The organism is Paenibacillus sp. 598K (assembly GCF_003851045.1).
GTDB lineage: Bacteria > Bacillota > Bacilli > Paenibacillales > Paenibacillaceae > Paenibacillus_D.
In genome coordinates this window covers 59,936-77,078 of record NZ_BFBX01000067.1, presented here as the reverse complement: position 1 = coordinate 77,078, position 17,143 = coordinate 59,936, and the positions used below count along the sequence as shown (strand labels likewise).

Genomic DNA, 17,143 nt, shown 5'->3' with positions numbered 1-17,143 from the left:
GAAGGCGCACGGCAATTTGCTCGGGCTCAGGGCGTCATCTCCACGCTACGCAAACAAGGCCTCGGCATCCTTCAATCCCTCATCCGCATCGGCACAAACAACTTTTCCTTTCCAGGGGTACCTGAGTAGTAACCTTTAAAGACATTAAACGTGGGATTCACTAGATCTGTATCTCAGAAGGTAGCCATCTTTGAACTTTTTGCGTAGTGGAATATGACCGGTAAGATAAAGGACCACCAGAAATTCTTCAAAGCGCTTATTGCCTAAGTAGGCTTCCTGCTCGTCAAATCCACTGAAAACATCCAGTTCCAACTCAAGTAACGAGGATGGAATGGCCAATTTCCTCTGAATTACGTTAAAATAAGGATAATATCTGACCAGAGGTGAGCTCATGTTTAATCCAAAAGGTTTCTTCTATTAGTTGTGTTGAGGTAATGGCTGAAGCAGCCAAATCTGACCTGACACAACGGGGATGAAGATGTGTAAGCTGGATGATGTGAAAAAGCATAAAGACCCAAGAAGAGAGAAGCTTAAGGAGTATCGTAAAGGAATCAAAAGTATTCATTTTCACAAGGAAACTAAATCAGCCAGAAAAAATGATTCTCGCAAGTATAGAACACAGATGAAGCGACTATTGCGCAGTGGGCAGTACGAGCTTCTGCGGAACTATCAACGAACTAGCGGTTGGTTGACTTGGTAACAACAATAGTCATGCGAAAAACGGCAGCTCTCTTAGAGATGCCGTTTCTCAACTTTTCCGTCATCAGCAAGGATGTTCTCGAGATGTCCCTAACTTGTTGTTGATGGCCCGTTCAATAGGTTCTATAATAAGTTGTGCATGTAAATATATGTATCTCAAATCAATTGCACACGAATTAAAGGTTGATGAAGATATTTGCTGAGGAGCGTGCGAGTGCATGTGGAAAACGAGCGGTGCCAGAGTTTCAGGATTATGGTTCATGTTATTTATGATGGTATTATGCGGCACAGCACACGCGGGGGCCGTTCAGGTCATTGATATTAATGGCCACCAGGCAGAATCGGATATCCAGGAGTGGCTGGATAAAGGGCTGGTCAAGGGATACGAGGATCGGACCTTCCGACCGGACAATGAAATATCCAGAGCCGAATTTGTTGCACTCGTCAATCGGGCATTCCGATATACATCTCAGGAACGGATCGACTTCAAAGATTTGAAGCCGACGAACTGGGAATACGCAGAGGTTCAGAAAGCGATCGCCTACGGGTACATCAATGGATTTGAAGACGGGACATTCCGCTCTAAGCTACCGATCAGCAAGCAAGAAAGCGCCATGATCCTGTCGAAGATCGTTCCGCTCGAAGAGAACGAGATAGTATTAGCGGCGAACAGCTTGGAGGATGGAGAACTTATCCCAGCCTGGAGCAAAGCTGCTATCGAGAGCGTCATCTATCAGGGAATTATGACGAAGGAAGAGAATGGAGCATTCTCTCCGAAGCGTCTGATGACGCGAGCGGAGACAGTTGTTGCGATTAAGAAGGCCTTGGAAGCTAGCGCTGTGTTTTATGATAGAGCTGGTACATATGGCACAAATAAGCTTCAGGATATGCATCGGGATGTAACTATCCAGGCAGGGGATGTTACGTTGCAAAATATGCGCATTTTCGGGGATCTGATCTTGTCTGATAGTATCGGAGACGGGGAAGTATATCTGAAGCAGATCAAGGTCGAAGGTGTCACTCGCATCGAAGGCGGGGGAGTGAACAGCATTCATCTCGTTGACAGTCAGCTCGGGATGCTGGAAGTCAATCGTAAGGACTCCTCTGTGAGAGTGGTAGCGGAAGGCTCTTCTTCGATTTTGGAAACACAGATACGCTCCAGTGCGGTTCTTGAGAAGGAGGGATCGGGTCAGGGGTTCATTGCGGTGAATATCGTTCCTGGGCCTAACCCAAATGCAGGATCAAGAAATATTGTGCTGTCGGGAGATTTCTCTCATGTAACGGTCAGTGGAAGTCTAGACGTACTAACCATCCGCTCGGGACGTATAGGGATGCTCGACGTCCAGAAGAATATCAAGCTGAACGATATTGAACTGAGTAAGGAGGCTAAGGTCGAGCAACTTCAACTGAGCAGTAAGACGAAGTTGTCAGGAGAAGGAGCGATTGGGGCGATTCAGGTATCGAAGGGGGCTGAGGGGTCCGAGATTCCGGAGGCGATGAAGCCATCGGCTCCATTCGCTGGATCAGCGGGCGGCGGAACCTCCGGCGGCGGAACTCCTGGCGGCGGAACCTCCGGCGGCGGAACTCCTGGTGGTGGCACGCCCGGCGGCGGAACTCCTGGCGGTGGCACTCCTGGCGGCGGAACTCCCGGTGGCGGCACGCCTATACCGACTGGGCCTGCGACGGTGACGGGGACACTGTACTACAAAGAATACAATCGTCCGAAGCCCTTGCCTATAAGAGATCAGTGGGTTGAACTGAGGGGTGTCGATGGAACGAGTGGGACATACCGTGCTTTTACGACGCCGGGAGGCGGCTTTACTTTTAGTAATGTGGCGGCCGGAACGTATACGTTCAATATGAATTTGGGGCTAACGCTCTATTACAGTGAACCCTACAAGGTCGCCGCTGGTCAGCAGTTGAAACTTCCTGATCAGATTGTAGAAGAAAAAGCGCCCGAGCCATGGGTGAGAGAAATTGTCTATACAGACATAGGCTATATTGAAGGCAGTGTGTTTTACTTGAAGGAGTCTTATATGGTCAAGGTTGAGACGTCGACTGGCGATCAACTCCGTACCTACCCGGAAGGGGAAGAGGAACGGAAGTATAGCCCCTTCTTTAGTACAAACCTACTGCAATATAATCCAGGTCTGGTGCTGGAGGATGGGGAGAAGTTGTTCGTGACACTCTATACGGCTGAGGGCTGGAGCAGCGGACGCCTCGAGATAACTGTCGTCGAGAGACCCAAAACGGCAACACCTCAAGTGAATACGATTTATGAGGATACGAGGGTCGTAAGAGGTACGCTTGAGGATTGGGAGAATGTGATTACCTTAACCAAGCTAGATGGTACGGTAATCAACTCTTATCATAATAGTCTCGGTTATGCATTAAATCTGTATATTGGCGATAGCTACAAGTTGACGGTAGGCGAACAGCTTCTATTCTACGCGCAGGCGAATCAAAAAAGAAAAAGCGATCCCGTCCTCCTCACAGTCATGGCACCAACTGTCGCCACCGCTAATCCTACCGTACAAACAATCGTGTATGACGATGAAATGACGATATCCGGAACGGCAGAAGCGGAAGCAGAGATTATCGTAAAACGTTCCGACGGTACAGTCATCGGCACCGGAAAAGCAAGCGATAGTAGCTATGGCAGCAAGTACTCCGTGCGTTTATCGCAGCCGCTTGTCCTCGGCGAGACTTTGTTTATCACGGCCAAAGGCTACGAGATGGCAATCAGCGAGGCGACCAGCATAGTTGTCCAATCAAGACCCTTGACGCAGACGCCCTCAATCGAAGGGGATGTTTACTATGATCTTAGGAACATCGTCGTCCACACGGCAGATCAAGTGAGAGTTACGGTCTTCCTTAAAGAAATGGATGGTACGATTATTAGTCAGCGAATCACGTCATCGGCGACGGCCAATATGGAATTGTATTACGGTCAACTTGTGGCGGGGAGGCAGTATCAGGTGACGGCTCTTGCTCCCGACAAAAAAGAGAGCGCACCGTTTCTATTTACAGCTTTACAGCCTACTGAAAAGACAGCTGTTCCCACATTGAGTGTACCACCCTATGCCGAGGCCCAATATGAAATCAAGGGAATCTCAGAGCCTGGAGCTATTATTCGGCTCAGTGCAGTGATAGGCACGCAGGTTTACGAGGGTCTAGCGAATGCGGAAGGAATTTTCAGGATTTCTTTACCATATCAACCGGTACCACAGCCAGGGGATCAATTCGTTCTGAGTGCGGATGCAGAGAGAAAACTGGTGAGTGACGGGATTGTAATCACGCTACAAGCTATGGTGGAGCAATCCATCCCAGTAAGTATTAACGCTCCGGTGTACAGCGGAGGGTCAACACTTGTCGGATCGGCCAGTCCTCGTGCCGTTGTCAGTGTGTATTACGAAAATGGAACTCAGCTTGCAGCGGGCATTCAAGCGAATTCATCCGGACAATGGTACTATCCTATCAATCAAGTCTTTCATCGCGGTGGAGATCGCCTCTACGTCGTTGCCAAGGAGTCGGGAAAGCTTCCAAGCGCTCCAGTGTACATCACTTTGCAAGCTTCACCGAAGACGACGGCTCCGACCATTACCAGTGAACTCCAGGAAGGGACGACACACGTTCAGGGCACTTACGCTATCAATGAATTGGATGCCAATGAAAATGTTAGTCTTCTCGTTGTGCGAGACGGAAATATCCTGGGTTGGCATCACATTCGAAAGAGTGACGGAGCCGCGTTCACCATTAATGTGAGTGCAATGGAACTGGAAGCCGGCGACATCATTAGCATTTACGCCAAGCGGGCAAATAAAGAAATCAGCGATCCGATTGAGATTGTTGTCGGGGAACCAGTTTAGGGGGAGAGCGGTGGAGTACGATGTTTTTCTTCTTAACAGAAGGAAATAATTTTTTTCATCTGCCGACGTAGGGTAAGCCGAGTTGATATCAGTATGTATCTCCTGATTTCACTCGGCTTTTCTTATGTTAGCCCCCAAATTGATCAACTAGTGCGGAGAAGACTCCCGCCGCCAATCATGCTCCAGCTTCGACGCTGTGTCGATGGCGCGAGCCTCGTCATGGAGCTTGGCGAGCAGGTGCAGCGCCGCGTCGATCCCGGCCGTTACGCCAGCCGAGGTAATCAGCGTGCCGTTGTCCACGTAGCGGACATGCTCGACCACCGTCGTGCTGGGAGATGCCGCGCCGAGCAACAGGTCCATAGCCCTTCTGTTGGTGGTCGCCCGCATGCCCTCGAGCAGGCCGGCCTTGGCCAGCAACAGCGACCCTGTACAGACCGATAGCGTAAAGGCCGCCCGCTCGGAGGTTTCGCGAATCCACCGGGTTAGCCGTTCATTATGCATCTCCTTGCGGCTCCCCCAGCCGCCGGGTACGATCAGGATGTCTGGCTGCGGGCACTCCGAGGAGGTGTAGTCGGGCACGATCGTCAAGCCGCTGATCGTGCGGATCGGCTCGGTGGAACTCAATGCTACTGTGTAGACATGAAAATCCTGTCCCCAATTGCTCCCTACGGCAAACACGTCAAACGGTCCTGTCACATCCAATGCATCCACTTGCTCATACACCAGTACCGCCACTTTTTTCGCATGTTCCACGCTGACACGCTCCTCCAAAGAATAGAAAAGCATTTGGCTCCTAACGAAGGAACCAAATGCTTTGCCCAGGCGAACGGCTTGTTGTCGGATACGCTCCCCCGTAGTGATCTACGTTCTCGCCAGTTACGCATCCCATATATTTACTGTTCATTATAAATCGTGGAAGGGCGAAGGGCAATATATAATTTGAATTTGTATTTGACTTTAAAGAAATCCTAGGTATAATGACATATAATACGTCAGACATATTATACGTCAAAGGGTGATCCGAATGAAGCTGGACAAAACGCAGCCACTAAGCGTGCTAAAGTATTTGGCTCTGATCTATGAGGTTTCCTACAGTCAAGTATGCAAGGAAATCGGCAGCACGCCGCAACAGTTTAACGATTGGGTGAAAAAGCGTCGTCCCGTCCCCAAGGAAAGACTGCAAGTAATAGCGGCGTATTTTCAAATTGAGGATAATCGGCTGCTTGTTGATGAGAACAGTTATTTGCGAGATCTTAGCGAGGAATTGAAAGCCGAGCTTCAGATCCTGTTCCTTCATCGCTTATTGCGAAATGCCAGCAAGGAGGAAGAGGTCGATGGTTATCTTGAGAAGCTAGCCCGGCTTGAGAAAGAAAAAAGGGAGCATGCGTTGATCAGCCGATTTTCAGTCGTGGTCCAAAAGAATGACGAAAGGGTTCTGCGTCTAGTCGATGCCTTACTGAATCAGTTGGAAAACGGAGATTTGGAGCCGCTTGAAACGATATTGAACACAAAGGAGCCAGAGTCATGAGTACAGCCTTTCACATACGCCACATGGACGAGCATTACGTCTGCAAAAACCAGGATGTCATCTATGAAGGAGTGTATCTGTTTACAAATCAGCGGGGCATTCAAAAAGCGGCGTTGATCAGACCCCCCGAAAAACCATTGGCCTGGATATCCGTCTATGGTAGTGTGACGGTCTCACAAAACGGGAAGGAATTCCCGAACGGCGGAATGAATGAAGCCGGATTGGTCGTCGAGCAGACGACGCTGTGGCAGACGGAATATCCCGCCCTGGATGACCGTCCGGTCGTCGGCGAATTGCAGTGGATCCAGTATTTTCTCGATACCTGCGGGTCCGTACAAGAGGTGCTGGCACAAGCCCCGTCCCTACGCATTGGTCAAAGCACCTCGCAATTGCATTACCTTATCGTGGATCGAACCGGCGAGCGTGCGATTATTGAGTTTCTAAAAGGCGAAATGATCCTTCATAGCGAAGCGCTATCCCTCCCGGCAATGACAAATACGGCGTATCGCGATGCGATCCAATATTTCCAGACCGACGATTATCAATGGGAGCAGTGGGAGGACTATCCGCGCAACTCCATGGCGCGTTTCTTCCGGGTGGGGGAACGATTACAAGCAGAGGCTTCGGAAAGCGCTGCGATTGATTTTGCATTTGACGTGTTGCAGGAGGCTCGGAGAGAGGATACCGTGTTTAGTCTTGTCTATGACCTGGCAAGGCTGGAGATACATGCGACGACGAACCGTCATCCGCATAGACACCGCATTCCGTTTGCTGCGTTCGACTTTGATCCCGAGCTGTCCGGGAAAGCAGCGAATCTGCAAGGACAGCGGGGAGATCAGGATACGATGGACTTCAACGCCTACACTAGCGAGATCAATCTTCACGTGGTGCGCTCGTTTTTCAGAGATCCTGTATTGACCTCGATCTTCAAGTGGGACATCAGTGACGAGGTGCTTCATTACTTGGCGTATTACCCAGCGACATTGATTAAGGCAGAGCATCAAGGATGATTAACTCGGCCCAGGCGTAGCCCGTATGAGGTGCATCATGCCATAGAAGTGACGCTCGGAGGACGTGAGGACAAGTGGCGACTGGGCGATCAGGCTGAGCATATCCCGATTCAGATGGCACCCCGACATCGAGCGGAACAGGGGGTTGATGGCGTGCTGCAGCACCTTGAGTCCATAGAACGAGCTTGTGCCATGCTCTAGCAGCAGGATTTGGCCGTCCTTTTTGCACCAGCGGTTGAACTTGTGCAGCACGGCGACGGGGTCGTCGTATCCGCATAGCGACAAGGTCGAGACGACCGTATCGAAGGATTCGTCGGGAAATTCAAGCGTCTCCAGATCATGTTGATAGATGTTGGCTTCGATCCCGTAACGCCTCGCGGCTTGTGTCGCGGTCTGGACCATGGCAGGGCTGAAGTCGACGGCAGTCAGCGACATATTCTTGTTGCGGTAGAAGGGAAAGTTGGCCCCTGCGCCGACCGCAGCCTCGAACACATGGCCGTGGACATCGCGCAGCAAGGCTTCCCGCCAGGCGCCGAGCGCCCGTTGCTCCCGACTCCGGTCATAGCGCGCGGCCTGCTTGTCGAACTTGCGTACCAAGCGTTCCTTTTCCATGGCATTTCCTCCGTCTTTTGGAGCTGTGTTATTTATCTCCATTATAAGGTAATTGACATGAACAATCTAACAAACTTTTTCTTTCATAAAGCTGCCTATTCGGTCTTTCGCTGTTGCGGAAGTGCCGGATGTGGCGGCTTTTTTGCGTTTTGCACCAGGTGATCGATATTAACATGGCTCAAGCTGAGCGACCGCCCGTTTCATTGACCAGAGCTTCTCCCCGGTGATAGATTTTAGTTGAATTTGTACCATGACGAACGGGGGCGGGAGTATGATGCAATCGCAAAGGGTAACAGCTACCTATTGGGTGGAGACACCCTATGCATTGGAGCAAGCGGCGATGATCCTGGCAGGGGAGCAGTCGACAGGCACGTTCACGAGGGTGCCGGGAGAAACGGATCTGCTGCGGGAGAGGCATGGGGCGATCATCGAGCAGATCGAGCCGCTGGAGGATCACGATGGGCCGGGCTTGCCGGGCGTCGCGTTGCCTGCCGGACATGATGGCGTCTTTCGTCGCGGACGAGTGGTCATCTCCTTCCCGCTCCATAACTTCGGCCCTTCGATCCCCAATCTGATGTCGGCGGTCGCGGGCAATCTGTACGAGCTGCAGGAGCTGTCAGGCTTGCGGCTGCTCGACCTCGACTTGCCGGAGGCTTTTGCCGCGCGCTATCGCGGTCCGAAGTTCGGCATCGAGGGGACGCGGCGACTGCTGGGCGTATACGACCGGCCGCTGCTCGGCACGATCGTCAAGCCAAGCGTCGGTCTGTCGGTCGAGGAGCTGGCGGAGCTGGTGGAGCGACTGGCCCGCGCCGGACTCGATGTCGTCAAGGACGATGAGTTGAACGCCGATCCGCCTTACGCGCCCTTCGAGCAGAAGGTGGCGGCGGTGACTGCGGCGATCGAGCGGGCGGCGGATGCGACGGGCAAGCGGATGATGTATGCCTTCAACATTACCGGGGACTGGGACGAGCTGCGCCGCAATCATGATCTGGTCGTCGGCGCGGGCGGCAACTGCGTCATGGTCAGTCTGCTCAGCATTGGCCTGGCGGGACTAGCCCATCTGAACAGCTACAGCGAGGTGCCGATCCACGGTCATCGTAACCAATGGGGCATGCTGACGCGCTCGCCGCATCTGGGGATGGAGTTCACCGCCTACCAGAAGCTGTGTCGACTGGCGGGCGCCGATCATCTCCATGTCAATGGCCTGGACGGCAAGTTCTACGAAAGCAACGAATCGGTCACGCGCTCGATCCAGGCTTGTACAACACCGCTCTTGGGCGGCTACCAGACGATGCCGGTCATCTCGTCAGGCCAATGGGCCGGTACGGCGCATGCGACCTACGCTGCCGCAGCGACTGTCGATGTGATGCATCTGGCCGGAGGCGGCATGCTCGCTCACCCGGATGGCGCAGCTGCGGGCTTCGAGAGCATGAGGCTTGCGTGGGAGGCGGCAGTGGCGGGCCAATCGTTGGAGCAATGCGCTGACCGGCACTCTGCGGTGCGGCGCGCGATCGACAAATTCGGCAAGGCGGGGCGATAAGGCGATGGATCAACCTTCAAAACCCAGACTGAAGCTAAGCTACTATGGCGACGACTTCACCGGCTCGACGGATGTGCTGGAAACGCTGGAGCAGGCTGGCGTAAGGAGCGGGCTGTTCATGGAGCCGCCGACGCCAGCGCAGCTGCGAGAGCAATACGCCGAGCTGGAAGCCTATGGCGTCGCCGGGATCGGCAGAGCGCTCTCGCCGGAGGCGATGGAGCTCGAGCTGACGCCGATCCTTGGGCGGTTGCGCGAGGCCGATGCGGCGATCGTTCATTACAAGATATGCTCGACGTTTGACTCGGCTCCGCATATCGGCAGCATCGGCAAGGCGGCGGACCTGGGGCGTCGTCTGTTCGGCGGCCGCTTCATCCCGCTGCTCGCGGGCGCGCCACATCTGGGACGATACACGGTATTCGGCCAGCACTTCGCCGCAGCGCAAGGACAGGTCCATCGTCTGGACCGCCACCCGACGATGTCGCAGCATCCCGTGACGCCGATGGGGGAGGCCGATCTGCGTCTCCATCTGCTGCGCCAGACGGAGCTGCGCATCTCGCTGATGGATATCCTGGCGCTCGAGGGGGAGTATGCTGCGGTGCGTGAGCGGCTGGAGCGGCTGCTGGAGTCGGAGCAGCCCGATCTGGTGCTGTTCGATGCGCTCGATGCGGGGCGACTGGAGACGGTCGGTCGTCTGATCTGGGAGGAGGCCGAGTCTGCCGAGACGCCGATGTTCGTCATCGGCTCCTCCGGCATGGAGCGGGCACTCGCTGCGCATTGGCGGTCGGCGGGGTTGCTAAGAGCGATGCCGTCAATGCCGAGCGGGCGGATGCAGGTGCCCGAGTCACAGGGGGCATTGCCGTTGGAGCCGAATGGGGGCTCAGCTTCTTTGCTGCCGGTATCATCTATGCAGCCTGTTCCTCCTGCAGAACCTTCGGGGCTTCAGCGCTCCGAGCCATGCGGTTCGCCTTCGTCGCAGTCATCGACGATACAATCTCATTCGATGCAGCCGCCAACGCCACATTCCTCCTCGATGCAGCCTTCGACGCTCCAGCCGCCGCTGCCCGACGAGCATCAGACGCTGATTCTGTCGGGGAGTTGCTCGCCGGTGACGGCCAGGCAACTGGACTACGCGTTGGCGCATGGCTTCGCGGGCATCCGGCTGGCCGTGCCGGAGCTGCTGGATGCTGCGACGAGCGAGGCGGCGACTGCAGGGGTGCGTGAGCAGGCGCTGCGCCTGCTGGGGCAAGGCTGGAGCGTCATCCTGTACACAGCGATGGGACCGGATGACCCGGAGGTCGCGCGTACGAGGGAGCGGCTGACCCGGATAGGCATCCAGCCCGAGGAGAGCAGCCGCAGACTCGGGCCGGTACTGGGCGGGCTGGCTACCGAGCTGATCGAGGCGTGTGGTCTGAGGCGGCTCGTGGTCGCCGGCGGCGATACGTCCGGCTATATCGTCCAGGCGCTCGGCGCGGATATGCTGACCTGTATCGGCATGTTCGCGACGGGCAGCCCGTGGTGTCAGGTGCAGGCGCGTGGCCGGGCCATCGACGGCCTCCAGCTGCTGCTGAAGGGCGGTCAGGTGGGCGGCGACGACTACTTTGTCCGCGCTCGCAGCGACTAGCTTACCCGTGCTCACGCCACGAGCAGCTCATCCGTGCTCTCGCCTCGACTAGTAGATTACTCCCTAAGGGGTAAAGCGAAGATGAGTGAGGTTAGGAACCCAACCAGGCGAGTGCGACCAGAGGATACCACGGTTGCGCTCGTTTCGTATTCCCGGAATATTGTTTGCGCTTACAAAGTTCTTAAAAATGATCGCTGCATTTTAAGTTTTGAACACTATTCATGTCCTGCCATCGCCTATACAATTTAGACATGTTCTCCAAGCGACAACCAGGGTTGGGGAAAGAGGAAGGAGTGAGGAGAATTTGGCAGAGCTAACCAAAGCAAGCGCGGCTCAGCGAGTGAAGCCGCTAGGGTCAGCCAAACGTTCGATCTGGCGCGAGATCGTCAAACAAAAGTACGCCCATCTGTTCGTGCTGACAGGGATGCTGATCGTCTTCGTGTTTAATTACTTGCCGATGTTCGGCATACTGATGGCCTTCAAAAATTATTCGATCACAAGCGGCATCAAGGGCATCTTCACGAGCGAGTGGGTCGGGCTCAAATATTTCAAGGAATTTGTCGGCGCTTACAACTTCGACCTGATTGTAACGAACACGCTGGCGATCAGTCTGTTGAAGCTGGTCTTCACGTTCCCGGTGCCGATCCTGCTGGCGATCATGTTCAACGAGGTGCGGCTGCAGTTTTTCAAGCGCTTCACGCAGACCGTCAGCTATTTCCCACATTTCATCTCGTGGATCGTCGTCTCCGGCCTGCTCGTCATCTTCCTGTCGAGCAACTCCGGCATCGTCAATGATCTGCTGAAGAGCCTCGGACTCGTGGACAATTCGCTGCCCTTCCTGTCGAGCCCGAATTACTTCTGGGGACTCGCCGTGTCGACAGCAATGTGGAAGGAAGCGGGCTGGTGGGCGATCATCTTCCTGGCGGCGATCAGCGGGCTCAATCCGGCGCTCTACGATGCGGCCGAGATGGACGGGGCGGGCAGGCTGCGCCGGATCTGGCATATTACGCTGCCCGGCATCCGCGGCACGATCGTCGTCGTGCTCATCCTGGCGGTCGGCAGTCTGCTCGGCGGCGGGCTGGTCGGCTCCAACTTCGAGCAATCGTACTTGCTGGGCAATGCGATGAACAACGAGCGTTCGGAGATTTTGCAGACGTACGCGTTCAAGATGGGGCTCGCCCAAGGGCGATACGCCTACGCGACGGCCATCGATCTGCTGCAATCGATTATCGCGGTTATCCTCGTCTTCGGAAGCAATTATCTGTCCAAAAAAATAACGAAAAACAGTTTGTTCTAGGCGTGTCTGCATACTCGGGTTCGGGTGTGCAGATACGACCTAGCTGGGAAGGGAGGCGCTTATGCACCGTCGAACTGTCGAGGATCGCGTCGTCGACACCGTCAACACCGGTCTGCTGCTCCTGATGGCGCTGGTGACGATGTATCCGTTCTATTACCTCATTATTATCTCGTTCAACAACGGGCTGGACAGCTCGCTCGGGGGCATCTACTTCTGGCCGAGAGCCTTTACGCTCAGCAATTACGAGAAGTTCCTGAGCGATCCGAAATGGCTGATGGCCTTTGGCGTCTCGGGCCTGAGGACCGTCGTTGGCGCAGCGATTACGATCTTTTTTACCTGTCTGACCGCGTATGGTCTGGCCTATCGCAATCTGGTGTTTCAGAAGGTGTACTTTTCGTTTTTTATTATTGCGATGTACACCTCCGGCGGGCTGATCCCCTACTACGTCGTGCTGCGGAGTCTGGGACTGCTCAATACGTTCTGGGTGTATATCGTCCCCGGCGCGGTCACGATCTTCTTCCTCGTCATCGCCGTCTCGTTTTTCCGCGAGATCCCGCCGGAGATGGAGGAGTCGGCGCGGATCGACGGCGCGTCCGATCTGACGATTTTCTTCCGGATGATCCTGCCGGTGTCCAAGCCGCTGATCGCGGCGATGGGGCTGTTCGTCGGCGTCGGACAGTGGAATGCCTGGATGGACTCGGCGTATTTCGTCAACAAGGACGGGCTGCGCACGCTGACCTACCGGATGATGGAGGTCATCAACCAGGGCATGATGCCGACCGATCTCGCTACGGCGGAGCGGGCAGCAGCGATAACCGGCGTGACGACGTTCTCGATCCAGGTGACGGCGATGGTCATCGCGGTGGTGCCGATCTTGCTCGTCTATCCTTTCTTGCAGAAGTACTTCGTGCAAGGCATTATGATAGGCTCCGTGAAGGGTTAAGCTTAGACTGTCCTCAAAAATAAGCGTGCCTCTTCGGCTTTTTGAGGTCAGGCTGGCGCTAAAGAAATGAAGGAGGGTTTATAGATGAAGAAAAAAATCGTGCAAACGACGCTGGCGACCACGCTGGCGGTGGCGATGCTGACGGCTTGTGCAGGCGGCAACAACGGTGGAGCTGGAACGGGAGGGAACGCAGGCGCGACCCAGCCGGGAGCTGTCGAGACGGGGAACGGCGGCGAGCAGGAGATCGTCGAGCTGGATCTGTTCGTCAATATGTCCTGGTGGCCGCTCAAGGATTGGAGCGGCAAGGTGCCGGAGGAGATTACGAAGCGCACCGGCATCAAGCTGAACATCCAGGTGGCCGCAGACGACAAGCAGCTGCCGCTGTTAATAGCCTCGGGCGACCTGCCCGATCTGGTGTACACGGCGACCGATCTGACGCGGATGGCGCATAAAGACGTTTCTTATTCGCTCAATGAATTGATCGCCGAGTACGCCCCGGACTTCGAGATCAGCCAGGAGCGGATCGGCGTCAATACGATGCCGGACGGCAACTTCTATACGATCCGCAATGCTTTCTCCACCGAGCAGGAGTGGAAGGACAACCCGAAGGCGCTGCCGGGGGCCAACAGTATGTCGTATCGCCAGGACATCATGGAGGAGCTGGGCAACCCGGAGCTGAACACGCTCGACGACCTGATGTCGATCCTCGGTCAGGTGAAGGCGAAATACCCGGACATGGTGCCGCTCGTCTGGGACAAGGAGCAGATCGGCCAGCATCTGCGCATCCATTACGGGCTGAAAAAAAGCAAAGGCTTCGTCGATATCGACGGTGCTGCCCAGTATTACCTCAAGGATAAGAACTACCTGGACTATTACCTGTATATGAATCGTCTGTACCGCGAGGGGTACATGCTCGCCGAGAACTTCACCTTCAAGGATGGCCAGCAGGACGATCAATATGTCTTGAACGGTCAGGCGTTCGCGCACGGCAGCGGCAATGCCGACACGACCAATGCGCAGCTCGAGGAGCTGGGCAAGCCGTTCCGGATGACGCAGGTAGCGAAGCTTCTCAGCGACAAAGCGGCGATCCCGATGGGCGGCTCTGGCTGGGCCGGACTGTACATTACCAAGAACAACAAAAATCCGGAAGCGGCGCTCAAGCTGCTCCAGTTCATGTATAGCGAGGAAGGGCAACAGTTGGGACTGTATGGCCTCGAGGGTGAGGACTGGACATGGAATGAAGCCGAGAAGTACCCGGTCATGAACTATGACTTCAACAATACCGATGTGCAGACGCAGATGGGCGTCGTCTGGTGGGGCTTGCTCGCCAGTAGCGGGGTCAACGAGGCGTTGCAGCGCTTCGTCCCGGACTCCCAGATGACCAAGTGGGGACTGGCGGCCAGAGAAGCGCTCGTCTTCAACCCGGCGCTCGGCCTGGTGTCGACGGAGCCGGATACGGAGGAGCAGACGATCGAGGCGCAGATCGAGAACATGGTCAAGACCGAGGAGGTCAGGATCTATCTGGCGGCCTCCGAAGAGGAAGCCCGCGCCCAATACACGGCTCTGCTGGAGAAGGCCGAGAGCCTCGGACTGTCCAAGCTGGAGGAATGGGCAACGGCCAAGTACAAGGAGTACCAGAAGAACTTCTAGGGGCACGGCAAGGGAGGAAGGCTGGAATGAAGATCGACAGGCTGCGCGAGCGCTTCGCCGACCCGGACCCGGACTACGGTCCGGTCCCGTTCTGGTGGTGGAGCGCCGAGGAGATTACGGAGGAACGCATTTGCTGGCAGCTGGAGAAATTCCGCCAGGGCGGGCTCCGCAATATCGGCATCATCAACATCGCGCCGACCGGCCCGCAATACGGCAGCGTCGCCGACGATCCGCCGCACTTCAGCGAGCGCTGGTGGCAGCTGTTCGCGGTAGCGCTGCGCGAGGCGAAGCGGCTCGGCATGCGGATCTTCTTCTATGATCAGATCGGCTTTTCCGGGTCCAATCTGGCAGCCCATCTCGTCGCGGAGCAGCCGGACTATGCGGGCTATCAGCTCCGTAGACTGATGCCGGGCGAGCCGCTGCCAGAGGGCACCGAGCTGCTGCGCGAGCTCGGAGATTACCGGTATGTAGCGGTGAGGCAAGGCTTCAACTGGCTCGATAAGCGAGCGACAGCGCAGCTCTACGATCGGATCTACGGCGAGTTCGAGCGGCGCTTCCCCGAGGAGCTGGGGCGGACGCTCGCCGGCAGCTTCCAGGACGAGCTTCCGGCGATGCCGCTATGGACCGCCGAGCTGCCCGAGCGGTATGCGGCGCGTCATGGCGAGGACCTGCTCGCGGTCTTGCCGGAGCTGTACGAGGAGACGGCAGCGTCGCCAATCGTGCGCAGACGGGTCTATGCGCTGGCGGCTGAGCTCGCGGAGGAGGCGGTATTCCGGCCGCAGCACGACTGGCATGCGCGGCATGGCATGCTGCAGTGCTGCGACCAGGCCGGCCCGGCGCGCCGTGCCGATCTGCACGGCGCGCAGCGTCTCTACCTCGACTACATGCGGACGCATCGCTGGTATAGCGCGGCGGGCAGCGACATGGACGGCGAGATCAAGCCGCATGCGTCGATGGTTCATCTGCATGGCGGCAAGCGCGTGTTCCTGGAGGCGTTCCATACGAGCGGTTGGGGCGGCACGCTGGAGGAGACGCTGCATTGGCTGGTGCCGTGGCTGCAGGCGGGCGTGACGCTGTACAGCCCGCACTCCGTCTACTACAGCACGCGAGGCGGCTGGTGGGAGTGGGCTCCGCCGGACACGGGCTGGCGTCAGCCGTATTACGAGCATTACGGCGTATTCGCCGATACGATCAGCCGCGCTTGCTGGCTGCTGTCGCAAGGGACCCATGTCGCCGATGTCGCCGTACACTACCCCGGATATGCGGCCTGCGGCTGGATGTCGCTCGCGGATGGCGGCCCGCTGGAGCATCCGATGGCGGTCGCCAACAAGCCGCCGCATGAGCGGCTCGCCCGGGTCCAGCGCATCTATGAGGCGCTGACCGGTCGGTGGAATCGCAAGGAGCGGGATAGCCGGGGTGCGCTGCGCTCCGCTTGCATCGACTTCGATGTGGCGGACGACTCGGCGCTGGCGCTGGCCGAGGTATCTGAAGTCGGCGGGCTGCGGATCGGCGAGGAGACATTCTCCGCCCTGCTGCTCTGCGGCACGATGACGATGGACGACGCGGCGCGGGAGCGGGTGCAGGCGTGGCTCGACGACGGCGGCTTCGTCATCGCCGTACAGTGCCCGGAAGAAGAAGGGGAGAAGGATGAGGAGAAGGAGCTGGCGGGCGTCGTCCGCGTCGACTCGCCCGAGGCGGCGATCGCGCTGCTGCAGTCGAGGCTGCCGGGCCGCGCCGAGGGGCCGGATATGCCGTTGATGCGTCGTCTGGCGGACGGCGATCTATTCCTGCTGCTGCCCGAGGCGGGGGAGCTGCTGCCGATGCATGAGCCGTCGTGCGGACCGTCTCCGTCGCCCCGTCGCGCTCGCTATCGCCTGCGAACGGCCGGTCATCCGCAGTTGTGGGATCCGGTGAGCGGACAGGTGCAAGCGCTGCCTCATACGCGGGACGGAGCGTGGGTCGAGCTGGAGGTGCCGTTCGACAGCTGGCCGGCGGCGCTGGTCGTCTGCCCTGGGCAGGCGGAGGACGATGATGCGCTCGGCTTCGTCGCCCCGGCCTCGACGGCTGATGCGCTTGGCGACGCAGTCGCTGTCCAGGCGTCGCGCCAGTTGGTGTCTGAGCGGAGCGGCGAGAGCTGGGGAGTCGCTGGCGAGCCTGCGGGACAGTTGCAGTCGGGTATGTCGCAGCTGACGATGTCGCCGCACTCACAGTCGCAGGCCTCGGCTTCTGGGCCGACGCCGGACACGCATTGGCAGTCCCCGCTATCGCAATTTTCGTCCATGCCAGCGCTCGAGCTGCTCGACTGGCAGGTACAGGCGATGCCGACGCTGGATAACCGCTATGGCGACTTCGACCTGCATGGCGAGCGGCAGCC

The 17,143-nt window shown here is 56.8% G+C and carries 10 protein-coding genes, 1 pseudogene and 1 riboswitch; of the genes and pseudogenes, 9 read left to right on the top strand and 2 right to left on the bottom strand.

The genetic code is table 11. The features are described from left to right. Positions 1-917 precede the first annotated feature (917 nt). A complete protein-coding gene (locus PA598K_RS19635; protein WP_128658592.1) occupies positions 918-4,568 on the top strand; it encodes an S-layer homology domain-containing protein in 3,651 nt (1,216 codons plus the stop codon). A gap of 147 nt (positions 4,569-4,715) precedes the next feature. Here the strand turns inward: PA598K_RS19635 and PA598K_RS19630 are convergent, their stop codons facing one another. Beyond that, positions 4,716-5,321, bottom strand: a complete 606-nt coding sequence (locus PA598K_RS19630; protein WP_221414153.1) for a DJ-1/PfpI family protein — start codon at positions 5,319-5,321, stop codon at positions 4,716-4,718. Positions 5,322-5,377: 56 nt separating this feature from the next. Next, positions 5,378-5,458: riboswitch (ZMP/ZTP riboswitch) on the bottom strand. A 134-nt stretch (positions 5,459-5,592) separates the two neighbouring features. Here PA598K_RS19630 and PA598K_RS19625 point away from each other — a divergent pair. Both PA598K_RS19625 and PA598K_RS19620 read left to right on the top strand, forming a co-directional pair. Beyond that, positions 5,593-6,096 carry an XRE family transcriptional regulator gene (locus PA598K_RS19625; RefSeq protein ID WP_128658590.1) on the top strand — a complete coding sequence of 168 codons (504 nt, stop codon included), beginning with the start codon at positions 5,593-5,595 and terminating at the stop codon, positions 6,094-6,096. Continuing rightward, positions 6,093-7,106: a linear amide C-N hydrolase gene (locus PA598K_RS19620; protein ID WP_128658589.1), complete on the top strand. Its 1,014-nt coding sequence runs from the start codon at positions 6,093-6,095 to the stop codon at positions 7,104-7,106. The genes PA598K_RS19625 and PA598K_RS19620 overlap by 4 nt, the downstream gene beginning before the upstream one ends. Here the strand turns inward: PA598K_RS19620 and PA598K_RS19615 are convergent, their stop codons facing one another. After that, positions 7,107-7,718, bottom strand: coding sequence for a class I SAM-dependent methyltransferase (locus PA598K_RS19615; protein WP_128658588.1), 612 nt, complete (start codon positions 7,716-7,718; stop codon positions 7,107-7,109). A gap of 271 nt (positions 7,719-7,989) precedes the next feature. On the opposite strand from PA598K_RS19615, the gene PA598K_RS19610 reads away from it, so the two are divergent. From PA598K_RS19610 to PA598K_RS38090, 6 genes and pseudogenes are all read left to right on the top strand, one after another. Next, the gene (locus PA598K_RS19610) at positions 7,990-9,258 is read left to right on the top strand and encodes a ribulose-bisphosphate carboxylase large subunit family protein (protein WP_260405501.1); all 1,269 of its coding nucleotides are present in this window, start codon (positions 7,990-7,992) and stop codon (positions 9,256-9,258) included. Between the two features lie 4 nt (positions 9,259-9,262). Continuing rightward, a complete protein-coding gene (locus PA598K_RS19605; protein ID WP_128658587.1) occupies positions 9,263-10,879 on the top strand; it encodes a four-carbon acid sugar kinase family protein in 1,617 nt (538 codons plus the stop codon). Positions 10,880-11,183: 304 nt separating this feature from the next. Next, the gene (locus tag PA598K_RS19600) at positions 11,184-12,176 is read left to right on the top strand and encodes an ABC transporter permease (RefSeq protein WP_260405500.1); all 993 of its coding nucleotides are present in this window, start codon (positions 11,184-11,186) and stop codon (positions 12,174-12,176) included. 61 nt (positions 12,177-12,237) lie between these two features. After that, positions 12,238-13,119, top strand: coding sequence for a carbohydrate ABC transporter permease (locus PA598K_RS19595; RefSeq protein WP_128658586.1), 882 nt, complete (start codon positions 12,238-12,240; stop codon positions 13,117-13,119). A gap of 84 nt (positions 13,120-13,203) precedes the next feature. Further along, positions 13,204-14,769, top strand: a complete 1,566-nt coding sequence (locus PA598K_RS19590; protein WP_128658585.1) for an extracellular solute-binding protein — start codon at positions 13,204-13,206, stop codon at positions 14,767-14,769. Positions 14,770-14,795: 26 nt separating this feature from the next. Further along, positions 14,796-17,143: pseudogene (locus PA598K_RS38090) on the top strand (hypothetical protein); the annotation flags it as partial.